The sequence below is a fragment of the Bradyrhizobium sp. LMG 9283 genome (genome assembly GCF_045571415.1).
Taxonomy (GTDB): Bacteria; Pseudomonadota; Alphaproteobacteria; order Rhizobiales; family Xanthobacteraceae; genus Bradyrhizobium.
This window is the reverse complement of sequence record NZ_CP120691.1, coordinates 68,319-87,035: the sequence shown is the minus strand read 5'-3', so window position 1 is coordinate 87,035 and position 18,717 is coordinate 68,319. Positions and strand designations below refer to the sequence as shown.

General features: G+C 65.0%; 17 protein-coding genes. 5 read left to right on the top strand and 12 right to left on the bottom strand.

Translation table 11 applies throughout. The features are described 5' to 3' along the window. Positions 1 to 117: 117 nt before the first annotated feature. The 8 genes from P6U29_RS00370 to ubiE form a co-directional block, all read right to left on the bottom strand. Positions 118 to 840 carry a nucleotidyltransferase family protein gene (locus P6U29_RS00370; RefSeq protein ID WP_407115820.1) on the bottom strand — a complete coding sequence of 241 codons (723 nt, stop codon included), beginning with the start codon at positions 838 to 840 and terminating at the stop codon, positions 118 to 120. A 119-nt stretch (positions 841 to 959) separates the two neighbouring features. After that, positions 960 to 1,277, bottom strand: a complete 318-nt coding sequence (locus tag P6U29_RS00365) for a PilZ domain-containing protein (RefSeq protein WP_407115819.1) — start codon at positions 1,275 to 1,277, stop codon at positions 960 to 962. Positions 1,278 to 1,365: 88 nt separating this feature from the next. Beyond that, a complete protein-coding gene (gene tsaE, locus P6U29_RS00360) occupies positions 1,366 to 2,898 on the bottom strand; it encodes a tRNA (adenosine(37)-N6)-threonylcarbamoyltransferase complex ATPase subunit type 1 TsaE (protein WP_407115818.1) in 1,533 nt (510 codons plus the stop codon). Beyond that, complete coding sequence (locus P6U29_RS00355; RefSeq protein WP_407115817.1) at positions 2,895 to 5,399, bottom strand: ATP-binding protein; 2,505 nt, start codon at positions 5,397 to 5,399, stop codon at positions 2,895 to 2,897. Before P6U29_RS00355 ends, tsaE begins: the two co-directional genes overlap by 4 nt. Before the next feature lie 397 nt (positions 5,400 to 5,796). Beyond that, a complete protein-coding gene (gene dut, locus P6U29_RS00350) occupies positions 5,797 to 6,255 on the bottom strand; it encodes a dUTP diphosphatase (protein WP_407115816.1) in 459 nt (152 codons plus the stop codon). Continuing rightward, positions 6,252 to 7,703, bottom strand: a complete 1,452-nt coding sequence (gene coaBC / locus P6U29_RS00345; RefSeq protein WP_407115815.1) for a bifunctional phosphopantothenoylcysteine decarboxylase/phosphopantothenate--cysteine ligase CoaBC — start codon at positions 7,701 to 7,703, stop codon at positions 6,252 to 6,254. The genes dut and coaBC overlap by 4 nt, the downstream gene beginning before the upstream one ends. A 56-nt stretch (positions 7,704 to 7,759) precedes the next feature. Continuing rightward, complete coding sequence (gene ubiB, locus P6U29_RS00340) at positions 7,760 to 9,334, bottom strand: 2-polyprenylphenol 6-hydroxylase (RefSeq protein WP_407115814.1); 1,575 nt, start codon at positions 9,332 to 9,334, stop codon at positions 7,760 to 7,762. Continuing rightward, positions 9,331 to 10,092 (bottom strand): bifunctional demethylmenaquinone methyltransferase/2-methoxy-6-polyprenyl-1,4-benzoquinol methylase UbiE, encoded by a 762-nt coding sequence (gene ubiE, locus P6U29_RS00335; RefSeq protein WP_407115813.1) that lies wholly within the window; start codon positions 10,090 to 10,092, stop codon positions 9,331 to 9,333. The genes ubiB and ubiE overlap by 4 nt, the downstream gene beginning before the upstream one ends. A gap of 81 nt (positions 10,093 to 10,173) precedes the next feature. Here ubiE and mutM point away from each other — a divergent pair, with 81 nt between their 5' ends. Then, entirely contained in the window at positions 10,174 to 11,055 is an 882-nt protein-coding gene (gene mutM, locus P6U29_RS00330; protein WP_407115812.1) for a bifunctional DNA-formamidopyrimidine glycosylase/DNA-(apurinic or apyrimidinic site) lyase, read from the top strand. A gap of 174 nt (positions 11,056 to 11,229) precedes the next feature. Here the strand turns inward: mutM and P6U29_RS00325 are convergent, their stop codons facing one another. Together P6U29_RS00325 and P6U29_RS00320 are read right to left on the bottom strand one after the other, a co-directional pair. After that, entirely contained in the window at positions 11,230 to 11,970 is a 741-nt protein-coding gene (locus P6U29_RS00325) for an AAA family ATPase (RefSeq protein WP_407115811.1), read from the bottom strand. Positions 11,971 to 12,338: 368 nt separating this feature from the next. Next, positions 12,339 to 13,697 carry a serine protease gene (locus P6U29_RS00320; protein ID WP_407115810.1) on the bottom strand — a complete coding sequence of 453 codons (1,359 nt, stop codon included), beginning with the start codon at positions 13,695 to 13,697 and terminating at the stop codon, positions 12,339 to 12,341. A gap of 305 nt (positions 13,698 to 14,002) precedes the next feature. Between P6U29_RS00320 and P6U29_RS00315 the strand changes: the two genes are divergently transcribed. Together P6U29_RS00315 and P6U29_RS00310 are read left to right on the top strand one after the other, a co-directional pair. Beyond that, positions 14,003 to 14,806 (top strand): HesA/MoeB/ThiF family protein, encoded by an 804-nt coding sequence (locus P6U29_RS00315; RefSeq protein ID WP_407115809.1) that lies wholly within the window; start codon positions 14,003 to 14,005, stop codon positions 14,804 to 14,806. 128 nt (positions 14,807 to 14,934) lie between these two features. Further along, a complete protein-coding gene (locus P6U29_RS00310) occupies positions 14,935 to 15,210 on the top strand; it encodes a DUF3303 domain-containing protein (RefSeq protein WP_027572360.1) in 276 nt (91 codons plus the stop codon). Between the two features lie 81 nt (positions 15,211 to 15,291). Here the strand turns inward: P6U29_RS00310 and P6U29_RS00305 are convergent, their stop codons facing one another. Then, the gene (locus tag P6U29_RS00305; RefSeq protein WP_407115808.1) at positions 15,292 to 16,293 is read right to left on the bottom strand and encodes a 2-hydroxyacid dehydrogenase; all 1,002 of its coding nucleotides are present in this window, start codon (positions 16,291 to 16,293) and stop codon (positions 15,292 to 15,294) included. Between the two features lie 325 nt (positions 16,294 to 16,618). Here P6U29_RS00305 and P6U29_RS00300 point away from each other — a divergent pair, with 325 nt between their 5' ends. Continuing rightward, positions 16,619 to 17,149, top strand: coding sequence for an SH3 domain-containing protein (locus P6U29_RS00300; protein WP_122400148.1), 531 nt, complete (start codon positions 16,619 to 16,621; stop codon positions 17,147 to 17,149). A 184-nt stretch (positions 17,150 to 17,333) separates the two neighbouring features. Here the strand turns inward: P6U29_RS00300 and irrA are convergent, their stop codons facing one another. After that, complete coding sequence (irrA, locus tag P6U29_RS00295) at positions 17,334 to 17,825, bottom strand: iron response transcriptional regulator IrrA (protein ID WP_027546833.1); 492 nt, start codon at positions 17,823 to 17,825, stop codon at positions 17,334 to 17,336. 352 nt (positions 17,826 to 18,177) lie between these two features. Between irrA and fabA the strand changes: the two genes are divergently transcribed. Then, positions 18,178 to 18,699, top strand: a complete 522-nt coding sequence (fabA, locus tag P6U29_RS00290; protein WP_122400146.1) for a 3-hydroxyacyl-[acyl-carrier-protein] dehydratase FabA — start codon at positions 18,178 to 18,180, stop codon at positions 18,697 to 18,699. The last annotated feature ends 18 nt before the right edge of the window (positions 18,700 to 18,717 follow it).

The window sequence follows — 18,717 nt, the reverse complement described above, 5'->3', positions numbered from 1 at the left end:
TAGGGTGGGCAAAGGCGCGCTTGCGCCGTGCCCACCATGTTCGTCACTCGGAGTTGGCTTGAGCTGGTGGGCACGCTTCGCTTTGCCCACCCTACAGCACCGTGTTCGAGGCTGGCCCTACGCCACGCTCTCCAGGAACGCCTCTTCCGCGGCATGCACGGCGTCGGGCGTGCCGACATGCATCCAGACGCCGTCGAGGCGGAGGCCGAACAGCCGCTCCTGCTCGTTGGCGCGGTCGAACATTTTTGTCAGCGAGAACTCGCCCTTGGGCGCATCGGCGAAGATCGACGGCGACATGATCGCCGCGCCGGCATAGACGAACGGAACGACTTCTTTTTCCTTGCGCTTGCGCAGGGCGCCATCAGGCAGCATGCCGTAATCGCCGCGACCGCTATAGCCGATGCTGGTCGCGGTCGGCGCCATCAGGAGCAGGATGTCCATCCGCGCGGGATCGAAGTTTTCGGCAAGCCGCGTCAGATTGGAGCGCACGCCATCGATCCACAGCGTGTCGGAATTGACGTGGAAGAACGGCGCCTCGCCGAGCAGCGGCAGCGCCTTGACGACGCCGCCGCCGGTGCCGAGCACCTGGTCGCGCTCGTCGGAGATGATCACGCGCGGAGATTGGCGCGATGCGGTGTGGTTGATGATCTGGTCCGGTAGGTAGTGCACGTTGACCACTGCTTCGGTCACGCCGGCCCGCCCGAGCTTGTCGAGCACGTGGTCGAGCAGCGGCTGGCCTGCCACCGGCACCATCGGCTTGGGCATCTTGTCCGTCAGGGGGCGCATGCGCAGGCCGAACCCTGCGGCGAGCACCATGGCTTTGGTCGGTTTGACGGACATCCTGCGCTTTCTCAGACCTCTCGCGTTCGCGGCAAATCCTAGCACGAGGCTCGATCAGCCGCACCGCGTCTGAACCGCCTTAACCACCCGCCGTGACGGTTGTACGACGGGTGTTGCCGTTACGCCCCAACGGTCGCGGAACGAGCCTTTTTCTTTTTGTCGCCGACCTTGAGGAAATTGACGCCGATCTGGTCGCCATTGACCCAGGCGAGTTCGCAGCGCCGGTACGCCAAGCCGGTAGACGACAGCAGGAGAAAGAATTCCTTCAGGTGCAGGCCTTCGACCGAACCGTCGATGGTCAGCTTGGCGCCGCTCTCGGAAACGTCCTCCATGGTGCAGTCGCGCCGCCAGGTGCCGTCGATTCCCATCATCTGGGCCGGTATCCCGCGTTCGAAAACAACCCGGTTGTTGACGCGCTGATCCGCTTTCGCCGCCATCTGCCCTTGCTCCGGCCTCGTATCTATCCGGCTGTCACGCCGCCAGAATAGCGGAGTCTTGGCTAACATGCGGTAAATCGGGCCCGAATCAGGCTTGTGGTGGCGTTTGGGGTGGCGGCACGTTGGCGAGATACCAGTCGCGCAAATGGCCGAGCGTAGGATGCGCCAGCGAGCGCTGGAGATAGGTCCAGATCCGCGGCTGGTGGCGCAGATAATGCGGCTTGCCATCGCGGCGGTTGAGCCGGGCGAAGGTGCCGAGCAGTCGTGTGTTCCGCTGCGCCGACATGATGGCGTAGAGCTCGGCGAAGCCGGCGGCGTCGAAGCTCGTGTCCTGCGCACGCCGTGCCCTGATGTAGCGCGACAGCAGCGTCAGTTCGAGACTTTCGGGCACGTCGATGCGGGCATCCTGGAGCAGCGACACTACGTCGTAGGATTGCGGCCCGAGCACGGCGTCCTGGAAGTCGATCACGCCGACGCGTTCGATGCCGCTGCGATTCCCGAGCCAGATCAGGTTCGGCGAGTGATAGTCGCGGATGATCCACGTCCGCGGCGCCGCCAGCGGTTTTTTGAGCAGTTCGCGCCACATCGCGAAAAACTCGGTGCGCGCCGCCTCGCTCAGCGGCGCGTTGCGATCAGGCAGATACCATTCCGGCATCAGGCCGATCTCGATCAGCAGCGCCTCGATGTCGAAGAGGGGGATCTCGTAGGTCTGCCCGTCCAGCGGCAGCGTCTCCGGCAACGCTCTGCCGTGCAGCATCGCCAGCACATCGGTGGCGGTCTCGTAGCGCTCGGCAATCGGGCGCGGCGGATCGCCTTCGATCACGCCTTCGCTGCCGAAGTCTTCGGTGATCAGGAAGCCGTGGTCGAGATCGGAATGATGGATCGCGGGCGCGGAGATTCCCTGCGCGCGCAGACCCTCGTCGATGGCGACGAACGGTCTTACATTTTCGGCGAGATGCACCGCGGCACTGTAGGACTTTCCGTTGTAGAGAGCCGCGCCGTCGGGCCGCTGCGGGAAATTCATGAGGATGACGATCTCGTCATCGCGCAGCAGCCGCGCATAGGAGCGCGTCGAGGCGTCGCCGTTCATGCGCCGTCGCGTCGCGTCGATATAGCCGGATGCATCGAGGAATTCGCGTAGCGCCCTCAGCCGCGCGACCTGCCCGGCGCCCTTGCCGTAACCGGTGATGTCGGCCGCGCGCGCATTCGAGCCCAGCGCGGGGCGATGCGTCAATGCGATGTCGATGCGATCCGCGGGCATGGCCGACGGCGCGCGCTCCGGCCACTCGATCAGCACCAGCGTGGCATCGGGAAGCGGTGACAACCCGATCTCCTCGAGCTCGCTCTCGTCCTCGACGCGGTAGAGATCGGCATGCATCACCGGGAAGGGCGGCAGCTCGTAGCCCTGCACCAGCGTGAAGGTCGGGCTCGGTACTTCCAGCGTCTCATCGCCGGCGAGGTAGCGGATCAGCGCGCGCGCAGCCGCAGTCTTGCCGGCGCCGAGGTCGCCGGTGAGGGTGATGACATCGCCGGGTCCGACCAGCAGCGCGAGATCGGCCATCAGCTGCGCAGTGGCCGTCTCGTTGTGAAGCGCGACGGAGAATGTGGTGGGCGCTGTCATTCGGCGGCGTCGCGATGCGCCGCCTGGTCGGTCGGGAAGTCGCAGATCACGACCGTACCCCGGCCGACGATCGAATCCACCCGCACCTTGCCGCCATGCAGCTCGACGAAGGAGCGCACCAGCGACAGGCCGAGCCCGGCGCCGCGGTGACGCGAGCCCTGCGAGCGGCTTTCGAACCAGTTGAACACCTTGTCCTTCATGTCGGCAGGTATTCCAGGTCCGGAATCTGTCACGGTGAAGACCACGCTGCGTTCAGTGCGCCGGGCGCTGATGCCGACGGTGGAATCCTGTGGAGAAAACCCGACGGCGTTGGCGAGGAGGTTATAGAGCACCTGCACCACGCGCTTCTCGTCGCCGATGAAGCTGCCGACATCGGGCGCGATCTCGACCTTGAGGCGGATGCGGTCGGTGGCGAGCCGGTCCTGGATGCCCTCGGCGGCGAGCTCGATGGCCTTGCTGACATCGACCTGCCCGAGTTCCAGCTTCATCGCGCCGGCGTCGATGGTGGCGAGATCCAGGATATTATTGGTGAGCGCGAGCAGTGCGTTGGTCGACTTGGTGACGTAGTCGAGATATTCGGCCTGCTTCGGCGTCAGCGGCCCGGTCGAGGGATCGCTGAGGAAATGCGCGAAGCCGATGATGGTGGTGAGCGGCGAGCGCAGCTCGTAGGAGACGTGGTGGACGAAATCCACCTTCATCTGGTCGGCGGCCTCCAGCGCCTCGTTACGCTCGCGCAGCGCGCGCTCGACATTCTCGGTGTCGGTGATGTCCTGGAAGGTCAGCATGGTGGCGCCGTCGGGCAGGGGCCGGATCATGCCGTCGAGCACGCTGCCGTCCTTCCGCTCCAGCTTCAGCGGCACGTCGGCGCGGTTCTCGATCGAGGTGATGGCCTCGCGGATCTGGCGCCAGACTACGGGGTCATCGAATAGCTGATGGCACCAGCCTTCCACCGTCTGGATATGCGGCTCGTCGCGCATGGCATCGCTGGAGAGTTTCCACATCCGGACGAAGGCCGGGTTGAACAGCTGCGCCTTGCCGTTGCTGCCGAACACCGCAACGCCCTCGGCGAGACTGTCCAGCGTCTCGCGCTGGACGCGGATCAGGCCGTCGAAGCGGCGGGCGAGGTCGAGGCTCTCGGTGACGTCGTCGAACAGATAGGTGACGCCGCCTTCCGGGTTCGGCGTGGTGACGACCGAGAGCGCGCGGCCGTCAGGCAGGAACCAGGTGTCCTTGGCGGTTTCGACCGCGCGATAGGCTTCGTGCAGCTTGGCTTTCCAGGCGCGGAAGTCCGGCTGCTCCGGCAATTTGCGCGCGGCGCGGAGCTGGTCGAGTATGCTGGAATCGTCGGGGTTGGCGTCGAGGAAGTTGCGGTCGAGGTCCCACAGCCGCCGATAGGAATCGTTGTAAAAGGCAAGGCGCCGGTGGCCGTCGAACACGGCAACGCCGGAGGAAAGCTGGTCCAGCGTGCGGCGATGCGCCTCGGCCATGCGCACCAGCGCCGAGCTCAGCGCATCCGCCTCGCTGGCATCGATGGCGACGCCGACGCTGCCGCTGCCGACATTGACTGCCCGCACGTCGTAGATGCGCCGCTCGCCGCCGATCACGATCGGCAGCCGCGAAGTGAACCTGGCCGTGTCCTTCAGCCCCCGCTCCATCGCACTGCGGTCGGCGCTGTCGAGCAGCTCAAGCTTGCGCTCCTGGGCATCGATGACGCTGGTTGCCTCGGTGGCACGGACATAAGCCGGATTGGCGTAGGTCAGCGCGCCGTTCTCGCCCTTGGCCCAGATCGGCCAGGGTGCGGCGGCGGCAAAGCCGCGCAGCATCTCGGTCTCATAGGAGAGCGCATTGTAGCGCAGATTGGTCTCGGCCAGTTCGCGCCGCAGTCCGGAGAGTTCACGGATTCGGACAATGGCCTGGCCGCCAATGGCACGGCCGATAGCCTCCAGCGTGTGGCCATGCGCCGTTGTCAGCGTCAGCTGGAACCCGTCGCCGCGGTCGCGCAGCGCGTCGACCGCGTGGTCCATCTGCAGCGCGGGTTCCGGCGGTAGCCAGGTTCCGAACGCCAGCACGCGCTGCGGCGAGGAGTCGCGCGGCAGCACCATGGAGATGTCGCCGGAAATCTGGGCGCGATTATCGCCGGCCGGCCAGGAGATCAGGATCTGCGGCTCGGCGAACAGCAGCGCGCCGAAGCGGTCGGCCTGGAGCTGCAGTTCTCTGATCCGGGCGCGCAGCCGCGCCTCGTTCGTCGCCGTGCGCACCCGCGTGCGCATCAACAAGATCGCGGCCACCACGGAGAAGCCGAGCAAGGCCAGCGCGGTGGCGAGCACCGCGAGTTCCTGCCGGTTGAAATCCAGCATGATGGAGAGGGTGTCGACGAGGTCGGCGGCCTTGGCCGGCGCAGCCGGCAACAGCGCTGCGAAAGCGCCTCCCACCAAGCCGTTGCGCGCCAGCGATGTGCACGACAACAGCGTCCGACGCATCGACACGATCACGCCTGACATAGTTGCCCCAAGACGCGGAAGTTCAAGACCGCACGAATCTACGCGCGGCGACCCCCGTCGCGCGCGAATCAAAAGACAATACCCTCACCGCGACTCCGCCGGTAAGAGTCCAGATCGTGAACGCAAAGGCGGGTCCCAAAAAAGTGGCGCCGCGCGGTTCCGGAGCCACGTAATTCTTCGGGTGATTCGGCTGAAGCTGCCGTGCGTTAGCGGCAATGAAGATTTGGGCGAGATCGCCACACGAGCAGGTGCGCCCGCTTGCGGGGGAGGACTGGGGAGAGGGTGTCTCCTCAACGGGTCCCCAGAGGAGAGAGCCCTCACCCGCGCCTTCGGCGCGACCTCTCCCGCATCCGCTTTCGCCAAGGCTTCGTCGGATAAGGGCGGGAGAGGTAAGAAGCTAGCGGCCGGTGGAACCAAAACCGCCGGCGCCGCGATCGGTCGCCGACAAGGTGGCCACGGGAACCAGCGCGGCCTGCACCACGGGCGCGATCACCATCTGGGCGACGCGCTCGCCGCGCTTGATCACGAAGGGCGCCGCGCCGTGATTGATCAGGATCACCTTGATCTCGCCGCGGTAGTCCGCATCGATCGTGCCCGGTGAGTTCAGCACGGTGATGCCGTGCTTGGCGGCGAGCCCCGAGCGCGGTCGCACCTGCGCCTCGTGCCCGGGCGGCAAGGCGATGGCGAGCCCCGTCGGCACCAGCGCGTATTGACCGGGCGCGAGCGTCAGCGGCTCGGCGTCCGTCACCGCGGCCATCAGGTCGAGGCCGGCGGCCTCCGCCGTCTGATAGACCGGCAGCGGCAGGCCTTCGGCATGGGCGAGGCGTTGCAGTTCGACGGTGACCTTCGTGCTCAAGATGCCGGCTCCCGGGATTTATCGGTCACGCTTCTGGTGATGTGCGCGACCAGTTCGATGGCGACCTGTTCCTTGGTCATCACCGGCCAGGAATCAACTGCAATCTCGCCGTCCTTCGCACCATTCTTGCGGCTGAGGAGGTGGACCGTGTTGCGGTCGCCGCCCATCACGCCGGTTGCGGGCGAGACGTCGTTGGCGACGATCCAGTCGCAGCCCTTGCGCGCGAATTTTGCTTTGGCGTTCTCGATGAGATGCTCGGTCTCGGCGGCAAAGCCGATCACCAGCGGCGGACGCTTGTCGGCCAGCTTCGAGATCGTGGCGAGGATGTCGGGGTTCTCGACCAGTTGAAGCGGCGGCATGCCGGCCGCGGTCTTTTTCAGCTTCTGCTCGCCCTCATTGGCGACGCGCCAGTCGGCGACCGCAGCGGCGAAGATCGCGACGTCGGCCGGAAGCGCGGCCTGCACCTGCTCCAGCATTTGCCGCGCCGATTCCACATGCTTCACCGTGACACCAGCGGGATCATCGAGATCGACCGGGCCGCTGACCAGAATCACGTCAGCGCCCGCGGCCTGTGCGGCGGCGGCGATGGCAAAGCCCTGCTTGCCGGAGGAACGGTTGGCGATGTAGCGCACCGGGTCGATCGGCTCGTGCGTGGGACCTGCGGTGATCAGCACGCGCTTGCCGGCGAGCGGCTTCGGCACGAGCGGTCGCAGCAGCCGTTCGGCGGCGTTGGCGATCTCGATGGCTTCCGACATGCGACCGACACCGGCTTCGCCGGATTCGGCCATCTCGCCCGAGTTCGGGCCGATCAGCGCCACGCCGTCGCGCTGGAGCTGCGCGACATTGCGGCGCGTCGCCGCGTTGCCCCACATCAGCGGATTCATCGCCGGCGCGAGCAGCACCTTGCGGTTGGTCGCGAGCAGGATGGCGCTGGCGAGATCGTCGGCGTGACCATTGGCCATCTTCGCCAGCAGGTCGGCGGTCGCAGGCGCCACCACGATCAGGTCGCAGTCGCGCGCCAGGCGAATGTGCCCGGCGTCGAACTCGCTCTGCGGATCAAACAGGTCGGTATAGACGCGCTCATGGGAGAGTGCGCTCACCGCCAGCGGCGTCACGAATTGCTGCGCCGCCTTGGTCAGTACGCAGCGGACCTCGATGCGACGCTCCTTCAGCCTGCGGATCAGGTCGAGCGACTTATAGGCCGCGATCCCGCCGCCGATGATCAGGGTGACGCTGGCCTCAGGGAGGGCGCTGGTGCGCTGGGGCGTTGGGGCGGTGGATGGAGCTAGCGGCGCCGAAAACGGCGTCAGCGGCTCCTCGCGGCCCTCGATCAGCTCCCTCAGGATGACCCGGACCTCTTCCTCGACCGACCTGTGGTTCTTGGCCGAGCGCAGCCGCAAATAGGTTTTGACGGCGTCGTCGAGCTTGCGGATGGTCAGGCTTGCCATGACGCCCTCCAGCACGGAATGATGGCGATGCTATCATTCACGTGATTGCAGTGCAATCACAGATTCCGGACGGCGATCAGGATCCCGATGAAAGTCGCGGCGATGATCCAGAGCGCCACGGTGCGCCAGCGGTTCTTGCGGCCCGCGCTGCGCCCCATGGCTGCGATGCTCTCCGGCGACAGGCTTATGCCCTCCCGCGTCATGGCCTCGAGCTGTTCGAGCACCTTCACCGATCGCTCCGCGATCTCCGGCAGGCGCATCAGCACGCGCGCGACGTCGCCGGTTCCGGCAACTGCGCCCTGCACCCGGCCTAGGGGGCCGAGATTGCGCTCGATCCATTCGCGCACCACGGGGTCGGCGATCTTCCAGATGTCGAGCTTGGGATCGAAGCCGCGTGCCACGCCCTCGACCACCACCATGGTCTTCTGCAGCAGGATCAGCTCGGGCCGCGTCCTCATGTCGAACAGGCCGGTGACCTCGAGCAGCAGGGTCAGCAGCCGCGCCATCGAGATCTCCTCGGCGGTGCGGTTGTGAATTGGTTCACCGATAGCGCGAATGGCTTGGGCGAAATTCTCGACCGAATGGTGCGCGGGCACATAGCCCGCTTCGAAATGCACCTCGGCGACGCGGCGGTAGTCGCGGGTGATGAAGCCGAGCAGGATCTCGGCAAGGAAGCGCCGCTCCTTCATGCCGAGCCGGCCCATTATGCCGAAATCGACCGCGACGAGACGACCGGTATCGTCCAGGAACAGATTGCCCGGATGCATGTCAGCGTGGAAGAAGCCGTCGCGCAGCGCGTGCCGCAAAAAGCTCTGGATCACCTTGCGGCCGAGATCCGGCAAATCGACCTGTGCCTCTGCGAGGCGCTTGTGGTCGTTCAGCGCGATGCCGTCGATCCACTCCATCGTCAGCACGTTGTGCGTGGTGCGATCCCAGTCGACGGTCGGCACGCGGAAATCAGGATCGCCCTGCGTGTTCTCTGCCATTTCGGACAGCGCGGCTGCTTCCAGCCGCAGGTCCATCTCCATCGCGACCGAGCGCGACATGGTGTTGATGACCTCGACGAGGCGCAGCCGCCGCGCCTCGGCCGAATAGGTCTCGGCCCTGTGCGCAACGAAGAAGAAATCCGAGAGGTCGCGGCGGAAGCGCGCTGCGACGTTGGGCCTGAGCACCTTGATCGCGACCGGCTTGCGGGAGCCGTCACGCAACACCTCGCCGCGATGCACCTGCGCGATCGAGGCGGCCGCGACCGGTGGGCCGAAGCTCGCGAACACATCGCTCAGCGGTCGTTCCAGCGACGTCGTGATCGCCGCTTCTGCTTCCGCTTGCGAGAACGGCGGCAGGCGATCCTGGAGACTTTCGAGGTCGCGCGCCATGACGACGCCGACCACGTCGGGGCGCGTTGCCAGGAATTGCCCGAGCTTGAGATAGGCCGGGCCCATCCGCGTCAGCGCGCGAGAGATCCGCGGCCCGTGCTTGGCGCTGCGGCGCTCCACGATGCGCGCGAGCTTCAGCGCGAGCTGGCCGGGGGGCGGCACCAGGCTCGGATCGACCGAGCCGAACACGCCCTCGCGCGCAAACACGAACGCGGCGCGGATCAGGCGCACAATGTGGGTGATGGCAGAGATCACAAACGCCAGCCCGAATGCAGTGCGACGATGCCGCCGGAGAGTGTCTGCCAGCTCACGCGGGAAAAGCCGGCCTCGCGGATCATGTCGGCGAAGGCGGCAGGCTTCGGAAACTTGCGGATCGATTCGACGAGATATTGGTAGGATTCGGCGTCGCCCGTGACCATGCGGCCGAGCGGCGGAATCACCTTGAACGAGAACAAGTCATAAAGCTTGTCGAGCCCTGGCATCTCGACGGTGGAGAATTCCAGGCACAGGAAGCGGCTGCCGGGCCTCAGCACGCGATAGGCCTCGCGCAGCGCAAGGTCGATCCGCGGCACGTTGCGAATGCCGAAAGCGATCGTATAGGCATCGAAGCTGCGGTCGGCGAAGCCAAGCGATTCGGCATTGCCTTCGACGAAATCGACCTGGGTCTCGAGATGCTGCTTGGCGGCGCGTTCGCGGCCCACGGCCAGCATATCGGTGTTGATGTCGCAGACCGTGGCATGGAAGCCGGTGCCCGCCGCCTTGGCGGCGCGGAACGAGATATCGCCGGTGCCGCCGGCGACATCGAGCAGCGCGAACGGCCGGTCGCCCCTCGGCGGGTCGAGCGCGGTGATCATGATGTCCTTCCAGACCCGGTGCAGGCCACCGGACATCAGGTCGTTCATCAAATCATAACGCGACGCCACGCTGTGAAATACGTCGTTCACCAGCGTCTGCTTGTCCCCGAGGGGAACGTCCCTGAAGCCAAAATGCGTGGTTTCGCCCGGCCGATCCATTACTCTACTCCACGAGGCGGACCATAGCGCGGCCGCCGCAATGGCGCTATCACACCGCCCTCATAAGGTGAATGCCTGACCATGCCCGAATTGCCCGAAGTCGAGACCGTCCGGCGCGGCCTTCAGCCCGTCATGGAGGGTGCGAAAATCCTCAATGCGGAGGCCCGCCGGCCAGATTTGCGCTTTCCGTTCCAGCCGGACTTCGTGGCCCGGCTCAAGGGGCAGGTCGTCACGGGCCTCGGCCGCCGTGCAAAATATCTCATGGCCGATCTCGCCTCGGGCGACGTGCTGCTGATGCATCTCGGCATGTCGGGTTCGTTCCGTGTCGTCAAACCGGACAACGACGTGCAGCCTGGCGCGTTTCACTATCCGAAGGCCAAGGATTCCGCGCACGATCACGTGCTGTTTCGGATGTCCTCAGGCGCCGACATCGTGTTCAACGATCCGCGCCGCTTCGGTTACATGAAAGTGATTGCGCGCAATGCGCTTGAAGACGAGCCGCTGCTGCGGGGGCTCGGACCCGAGCCGCTCGGGAACGAATTCGATGCCGCGATGCTGGCGCGCTCCTGCGAAGGCAAGACCACCAGCCTGAAGGCCGCGCTGCTTGATCAGCGCGTGGTGGCGGGACTCGGCAACATCTATGTCTGCGAGGCGCTGCACCGTTCGCATCTGTCGCCGCGCCGGATCGCCGCGACGCTATCGACCAAGAAGGGCGAGCCGACCGATCATGCCAAGCGATTGGTCGGCGCGATCCACACCGTGCTGAATGACGCGATCAAGGCCGGCGGCTCCAGCTTGCGCGATCACCGCCAGACCTCGGGCGAGCTCGGCTATTTCCAGCACTCGTTCAAGGTCTACGACCGCGAAGGCGAGACATGCACCACGCCTCGTTGTGGCGGCACGATCAAGCGGTTCACGCAGAATGGTCGGTCGACCTTCTGGTGTCCGAAATGTCAGAAGTGACCATCAGGCTTGTTGCCGAGAGGCCGTGACACTTGGTTAGGGCGACGAGCTCGCCACGCCCCTCATTGCGAGCGCAGCGAAGCAATCCGGCCGGGCTGGTGGCCGGACTGCTTCGTGGCTGGGCTCTTTCACCGGATAGCGAAGAGCCCGCCTGGCGTCCGAGCGATCGCCCGCTCAGGACGCCAGTGTCGTGGTCTCGTCTGTCGCAAGCTCGGCGGCGACGTTCAGCATGCCATGCGCGGCCGACGTCACGTCGATCAGGGCATTGTTCGGGGCTTCGAGCTCGAGCCGGGTCTCGATCCAGCGCCAGAGGCCGCGGATCTCGTCAGCCGACTTGCCGTGCGGCGCGAATTCACTCACCGCGAGACCATTCGCGAGCGAATCCTGGTGATCGTTGCGCATCACGATCAGCGGACGCGCGAGCACCTCGGCGAGGTCGAGCGCGGCTTCTTCGGCGAGGGTGTTGGCGGCGTTGTCGATGCGCTGGCCGCGGATCGGGGTCTGGTTCAGCACGAAGCTGTACGGCCGCTTCCAGGCGCGCGCGACGCTCAGCGTCGAGACGCTCGCTTCGATGTCGGCGACGCTCGGACGGGCCGGGATCAGGCAGAGGTCGGAATGGCGGATCGCGGCGGTGGTCGCGGCGCTGAGACCGGCTGCGGTGTCGACGATCGCGAGCTGGAGGCCGCTATCGGCCAGCATCTTCAGGCGCGGGGCGATGTCGGCGGTGTGGTAGATCGGCTCGACGACGAGATCATCGGTGGTGCGGCGGCGCTGCCAGTTGGACAGGGTGCCCTGCGGGTCGGTCTCGATCAGGCGGACGGTGAAGCCGGCCTGCTTGGCCGCCAGCGCGAGGCCGATGGCGAGCGTGCTCTTGCCGCTGCCGCCTTTTTGGGTGGCCAGTACGATCGTGTGCATTGAAGATCAATCCTTTGGAGTGCTTGGGTCAGGGATACGCCACGCGAACGTGCATCGATCTCGATGCTGAGCTCTTCTGGCTCAGGACGTGCCGGCCCGATCCAAAAGGGATCGCGGAGGTCCGAATCAACGGCAATGATGATGGCGGAATAGCGAATGCCAGCGAATCCGTACCATTACCGGACCCGTAGTCGTACGTAAGACGCACGTGCAACCGTGCGCCGGACAAAGCGCATAGCGATGGGCTGCAGAGCCGGGGCCCAGAAAGCCACAAGCGCGACCGTTGGTGACATGGGTTCCGGCTCAGCGGCGCGGCGTTTTACGCCGCACCGCGTCCAGGACATGAGAGCGCGCTGTTCTTGGCGAGCCTACTTCCGTACGCAGATCACGCGCACGACGGCGGCTTTCGCATCCATTGATGTGCCATTCGCAGTGACGCCATTCGCCTTCAGGAATCCGCGCACCGTCTCCGCGGAGACCATCACCGCCTGTGACGCCGGCACCGACGTCGCAGGTCCTGCAACCATTGCCGGCTTCAGCAGCGCAATGCCGGCGAACTTGCCGTCGGCGTCGATGGCCGGGCTGCCGGAAAATCCCACCGACGGTGGCGGCGACAGTGCGGAGTCGCTCGCGGTCACCGGCGCCAGCGCCGCCTTCACGCTCGATACGCTGGCGCTGCCGCCCTGACTCTGTGGGTCTGCGATGCCGATCACGTCGACATTCGTCTTCGCGGCGCCGCTCGCGACGCTGAGCGGCCTCAGGCCGCGCGCGCCGTAGATGTGCAGCAGCGCGAGACCGTGCTCCTTGTCCTCGGCGAGGCGGTCGGCGCTGCCGTAGCCAGCGATCGTGATCGCGAGGCAGCCATCGGTGACGAGGCGGTCTGCGACGATCGCGCCATCGTCGCTGACGACGATGCCGGTGCCGTATTCGACGGTCTTGCGCGGCGGCGGCCCGGCCAGCGATCCCGACGGGAATGCATTGAAGGCGCTCGACATCGCGATCACGACCGGATCGACCGTGTTCTCGGTCGCCTGGTCGTAGAGGATCGTCATGGTGCGCACCTCGTCGCCTTTGAAGGTGCCGCGAACGTAAAACTTCTTCAGGCCCTGCAATCCCGACAGTACGAAGAAGTCAGGCTTCACCGCGGTGTAGTCGACCTTGCGCCCGGACGGCTCCTTCTCCAGGTCGGCGAGCTTTGCCGACGTCGGGTTCACCTCCTTGCGGCGGCTAAGCAGCACCTGAACCGTGCCGGTCGGCGAGGTCCATTTCGAGCCGTTGGCGTCGGTTGCCTGCTGGGGCACCAGTTTCGAGGGAATACCGAGCCGCGCGCCGCTGGTCGGCTCCGTCACGATCTTCCAGCCGACGCTCTCTTGTTTCTTTCGTGCCATCTCGGCGAGCGCGGCGCGCTCCTGCGGATTGAGCACGCCGGTCGGCTTGCCGCCCTTGACCTTCTGGTACTCCTTGATGGCGCTGACCATGCGCTCACTGACATCGCCGGTGATGGCCCCGTTATATTGGCCGACCCAGGCGAGGTCGGACTGGAGCGCCAGCCGCTCAGCTCTTGCCATGGCATCCGCCGTGGCCGACGGCGTCTGCATTGCGGGAGGCTGGATCGGCACGGTCTGGACCGTTTTCGGCTTGGCGCCGGCGACTTGCGATGTCGTCATCTGGGCGTGCGCACCTGTGGCGGCCGCAAACATCAGTGTTGCCGCGAGCATCGATCTCATGACAAATCCAGCCAGCCCATTGAACGCCAAAACATTGAGAAATGCATGCCATTGAAAAGCATGCCATTGAAGCACATCTCGTTGGTCGCGAACAATGTTGGGGTGGTTCAGGTGGTTTAGAGGCCCACGAACCGAGGTCCTCATCCTGAGGAGCGGCCCGAAGGCCGCGTCTCGAAGGATGACCAAAGGCGAGATCGGGGCGTTCATGGTTCGCCCGGCGATGCGGAGCATCGTCCGGAGAGCGCGTTCTGCGCTCCTCACCATGAGGATCGAGAGCGAGTGCGTAGTAGGAGAGGCGTACGACGATGCTGAGCCCGGACGAACTCGAACGCTATGCCCGCCATATCGTGCTGCGCGATGTCGGCGGTCCCGGCCAGGCCGCGCTGAAGCGGGCTTCCGTGCTGGTGATCGGCGCCGGCGGGCTCGGTGCGCCCGCTCTGATGTATCTGGCCGCTGCCGGCGTCGGCACGCTCGGCGTGGTCGATGACGACGTGGTGTCGCTGTCCAACCTGCAGCGCCAGGTGATCCATACGACGCCCGATATCGGCCGCCACAAGGTCGAGAGCGCCGCCGAGCGGATCGCCGCGCTCAATCCGCATGTCCGCTTCGTCGGCCACGCCACCTGGCTCAAAGCCGACAATGCGCTCAGCCTGATCGGCGACTACGACCTCGTGCTCGACGGCTCCGACAATTTCTCGACGCGTTACCTCGTCTCCGACGCCTGCTTCTTCGCCAAGCGGCCGCTGATCACGGCGGCGCTCGGGACCTTCGACGGCTCGCTTACCACCATCCGTGCGCATGAGACGAACGAGCAGGGCGAGTTCAATCCGACCTACCGCTGCCTGTTTCCGGAAGCGCCGCCGCCTGGAACCGTGCCGGCCTGCGCCGAGGCCGGCGTCATGGGCGCGCTGGCGGGCGTGCTCGGCTCGATGATGGCGCTGGAAGCGATCCGGGAGATCGTCGGCTTCGGCGACGGCCTCGTCGGCCGCCTGCTGATGATCGATGCGCGCGCGATGCGCTTCGAGACGCTACACTATGCGCGCGATCCCGCCAATCCGCTCAATGGCGACGGGCCTGTGTTCGAGGATCTGAGCATCCATCGCGAGTAGGCGCGTGGTACGACACAGGCGATGACCAGGGATCAGGACGGGCCCAAATAGACACTTGCCACTGTCTCTCTTCGTGATTGAATTCGCACCGCCGCAAGGCAAATGGAAATTTCAGATTGGAGATTGCTATGAAGTACATCTCGAGCTGGAAATTGCCGCCGAATTTGATCGACTCTGCAATCGAGAAATTCCTGAAGACAGGGGGAGCACCGCCGGAAGGCGTGAAGATGCTCGGCCGCTGGCACGGAATGAATGGGACGGGCTTTGCAATTTCGGAGAGCAACGATCCGAAGGCCATGTATCAATGGTATGCCCAATGGGCCAACGTGATGGAGATCACTGTTACTCCATGCGTGGAAGACGCCGAAGCCGGCCCAATCCTGGCCGCCTTGGCGAAGCAGTGATTGCGCGGAGCGGCCGTAGTACGCCGCGGCCGCTCCGTTCAAGTCTGCGAGCCAAATCTGCGAGTCTTGGCGAGCAGCGCCTTACAGCATGCTCGGCAGCACGCGATCCGGCGGCTTGTGGGCGTCGAGGAAGGTGCGGATGTTGATGATCACCTTCTCGCCCATCTCGACTCGGCCCTCGATTGTGGCCGAGCCCATATGCGGCAGCAGCGTCACCTTGCCGGCCTTGGCGAGCCGCACCAGCTTCGGATTGACCGCGGGCTCGTGCTCGTAGACGTCGAGGCCGGCGCCGCCGATCTCGCCGCTCTCGATCAGCTTGATCAGTGTGTCCTCGTCAGTGACCTCGCCGCGCGCGGTGTTGACGATATAGGCGTCTTTCCGGATCAGCTTCAGCCGTCGCGCCGAAAGCAGGTGATAGGTCGCCGGCGTGTGCGGACAGTTCACCGAGATGATGTCCATCCGCGCCAGCATCTGATCCAGGCTTTCCCAATAGGTCGCGCCCAGCTCTTCGGCGATGACGGGCGCGACGGGACGGCGGTTGTGATAGTGGATCTGCAGGCCGAACGCGCGGGCGCGGCGCGCCACCGCCTGGCCGATGCGGCCCATGCCGATGATGCCGAGACGTTTTCCCCCGATGCGGTGGCCGAGCATCCAGGTTGGCGACCAGCCTGCCCAGGGCTTTCCTTCGGTCAGGATCGAGGCGCCTTCGATCATTCGCCTGGGCACGGCGAGGATCAGCGCCATGGTCATGTCGGCGGTATCTTCGGTCAGAACCTTCGGCGTATTGGTGACGGTGATGCCGCGGGCATGGGCGGCTGCGACGTCGATATTGTCGACGCCGTTGCCGAAATTGGCGATCAGGCGGAGCTTGCAGTCGGGCTGGTTCACGACATCGGCGCTGATGTGATCGGTCACGGTCGGAACCAGCACGTCGGCGGTGCGCGCGGCTTCAGCGATCTGATCGGCCGACATCGGCGTGTCATCGAGATTGATCCGCGCATCGAACAGCTCGCGCATTCGCGTTTCGATCGAATCCGGCAGCTTGCGCGTCACCACGACGAGGGGCTTTTTCTTCACCGACATGTCCTGCTCTCATGAGGCACAGCAAGCCGCCTCTGTCGCCAAAGGGCGGTCGTTGAGGCCTCATTAACCCGGTTGTTCGACACTGCCCTTGCCGTGTCCGTCCCCGGCGTTTCCTCCAAGCTCTCCCGACATTTCCGGCCGGAAAATCGGGGCAAACTGGTTGTTCAAGTGCTCGTCCTCTCTAGCAGAAGGCCGGGCCAAGACAAGAACCACGGGCCAAGGGTTGGAACCCGCGTGGGGCGGGGAAGCAGGGGCAGATGCGGCAGGGTTTTGGAATTTGGGGTGAGGATCCGGCTTGGCCGGGTCTTCGATAGGAGACGGGTTGATGGCGTTGGGGCGTTTTTGTTCGGTGATGGCGCTCGTTTGCACCTGGTTGAGCGCCTCGGTCGGCCCCTCGCATTCGGCGAAGGATAATACTCCGCAGACCGCCAGCGGGTTGCCGGTACCGCGCTATGTCAGCCTCAAATCGGATCACGTGAACGTCCGCGCCGGCCCGACCAAGGACAATGATGTCGCCTGGGTCTACACCCGCGCCGGCCTGCCGGTCGAAATCACCGCCGAATTCGAGAACTGGCGCCGGGTGCGTGATTCCGAAGGCGCCGAGGGTTGGGTCTATCACTCGCTGCTGTCGGGCCGCCGCACCGCGGTGGTCACCATGAAGCACAAGGACGACCTCGCCCCGATCTATGACCGGCCCGATCCCGATAGCGCGGTTGCGGCAAGGCTCCAGGCTGGCGTCGTCACGCAGGTCAAGAAGTGCGCTGCAAGCTGGTGCCGCGTCATCGGCAACGGCTTTGACGGCTGGATCCAGCAGGAGCGCCTCTGGGGCGTCTACGCAGACGAACAGGTGAATTGACGCCGACAGGCGTCATCCCGGAGCGATGCGCAGCATCGAATCCGGGATCTCGAGATTCTCAGGTGCGCAGCGCGCACCATAGTTCGGTGCTCCGCACCGCCCCGGAATGACGGGAAAAAAGAGAAAAAAGAAATGGCCGGGACAAGCCCGGCCATGACGACGATCTCAGCAGTTTAAGACGATCTCAGCGCTTCTTGCGCAGGCGCACGACCATGTCGATGCGGGAGATCTCGTAGCCCTCGGGCACCTCCGGCATCTTCGACAGCGCCAGATGCGGATCCTCGATGTCGACCAGCTCGTGGCTGTTCTCGAGATAGTAGTGATGGTGGGTGGTGACGTTGGTGTCGAAATAGGTCTTGGTGCCGTCGACGCTGACCTGGCGGAGCAGGCCGGCATCGGTGAGCTGATTCAGCGTGTTGTAGACGGTCGCCAGCGACACCGGGACCTTGGCCAGCGTGGCTTCCTCGTAGAGCATTTCAGCCGTGAGGTGGCGTGCGCCTTTGCCGAACAGGAGCCAGCCGAGCGCCATGCGCTGGCGCGTCGGACGCAGCCCCGCGGACTGGAGCATTTCGTTAACGTCGTGCCAGGGACAGCCGGTCAAGGCCGGCTGGCGGCCGGACAGCAGGGCCGCGGCATGGACGTCATCGTCGTGATGGGGCGCGGTATTCTCGCTCATTTCCAGATTTCGGGCACGCGTGAACAATATCTCTCTGTAATATAAGAACAGAAAGATGCAGATGCAAGTTTCTCGCAACTAGAGAGGTTCTAATCAGGCTTGGAACCGCCTGGGGAGCGCGTCATTTTACCTTCATGGATGCGCTTTGCCACCCGAAATAGCCTGTGTTAGAGAGCGCGCGGTTCCGCTTAGCCGATTTTGGCGCGGCCGGGCATGAAAGCTTGGGGCGCAGTCCATTCCGGACTCGGGTGAGTCGCGGCCGGCGGTGGCAATTGGCGTTGCTCTCCGATCGAGACGGGCCCATTTCGCCAGAAAAACGCCGCTCAACCGGGATTTGAACAGAGGCTCGTGAATGCTGAACAGGCGCAACGGTTACGAATACGAAGATCTGCTGGCCTGTGCCCGCGGCGAGATGTTCGGCCCGGGCAATGCCCAGCTGCCGCTGCCGCCGATGCTGATGTTCGACCGCATCACGGAAATCAACGACAATGGCGGTGAGTTCGGCAAGGGTCTCGTGCGCGCCGAACTCGACGTGAAACCCGACCTCTGGTTCTTCGGTTGCCACTTCAAGAATGACCCGGTGATGCCCGGGTGCCTTGGCCTGGATGCGCTGTGGCAAATGGTTGGCTTTTACCTCGGCTGGATCGGCGGCGAAGGCAGGGGCCGCGCGCTCGGTCTGAGCGAGCTGAAGTTCGGCGGCCAGGTGCTGACCGACGCCCGCAAGGTTGTGTACAACGTCGATATCAAACGCGTGATGCGTTCAAAGCTCGTGCTCGGGATTGCCGACGGGTGGCTTTCGGTCGATGACCAGATTATTTATCGCGCCAAGGATCTGAAGGTCGGCCTGTTCAAGCAGGGCACGAGCCTGGGCTGAGCGCATTATCCAAGAAGG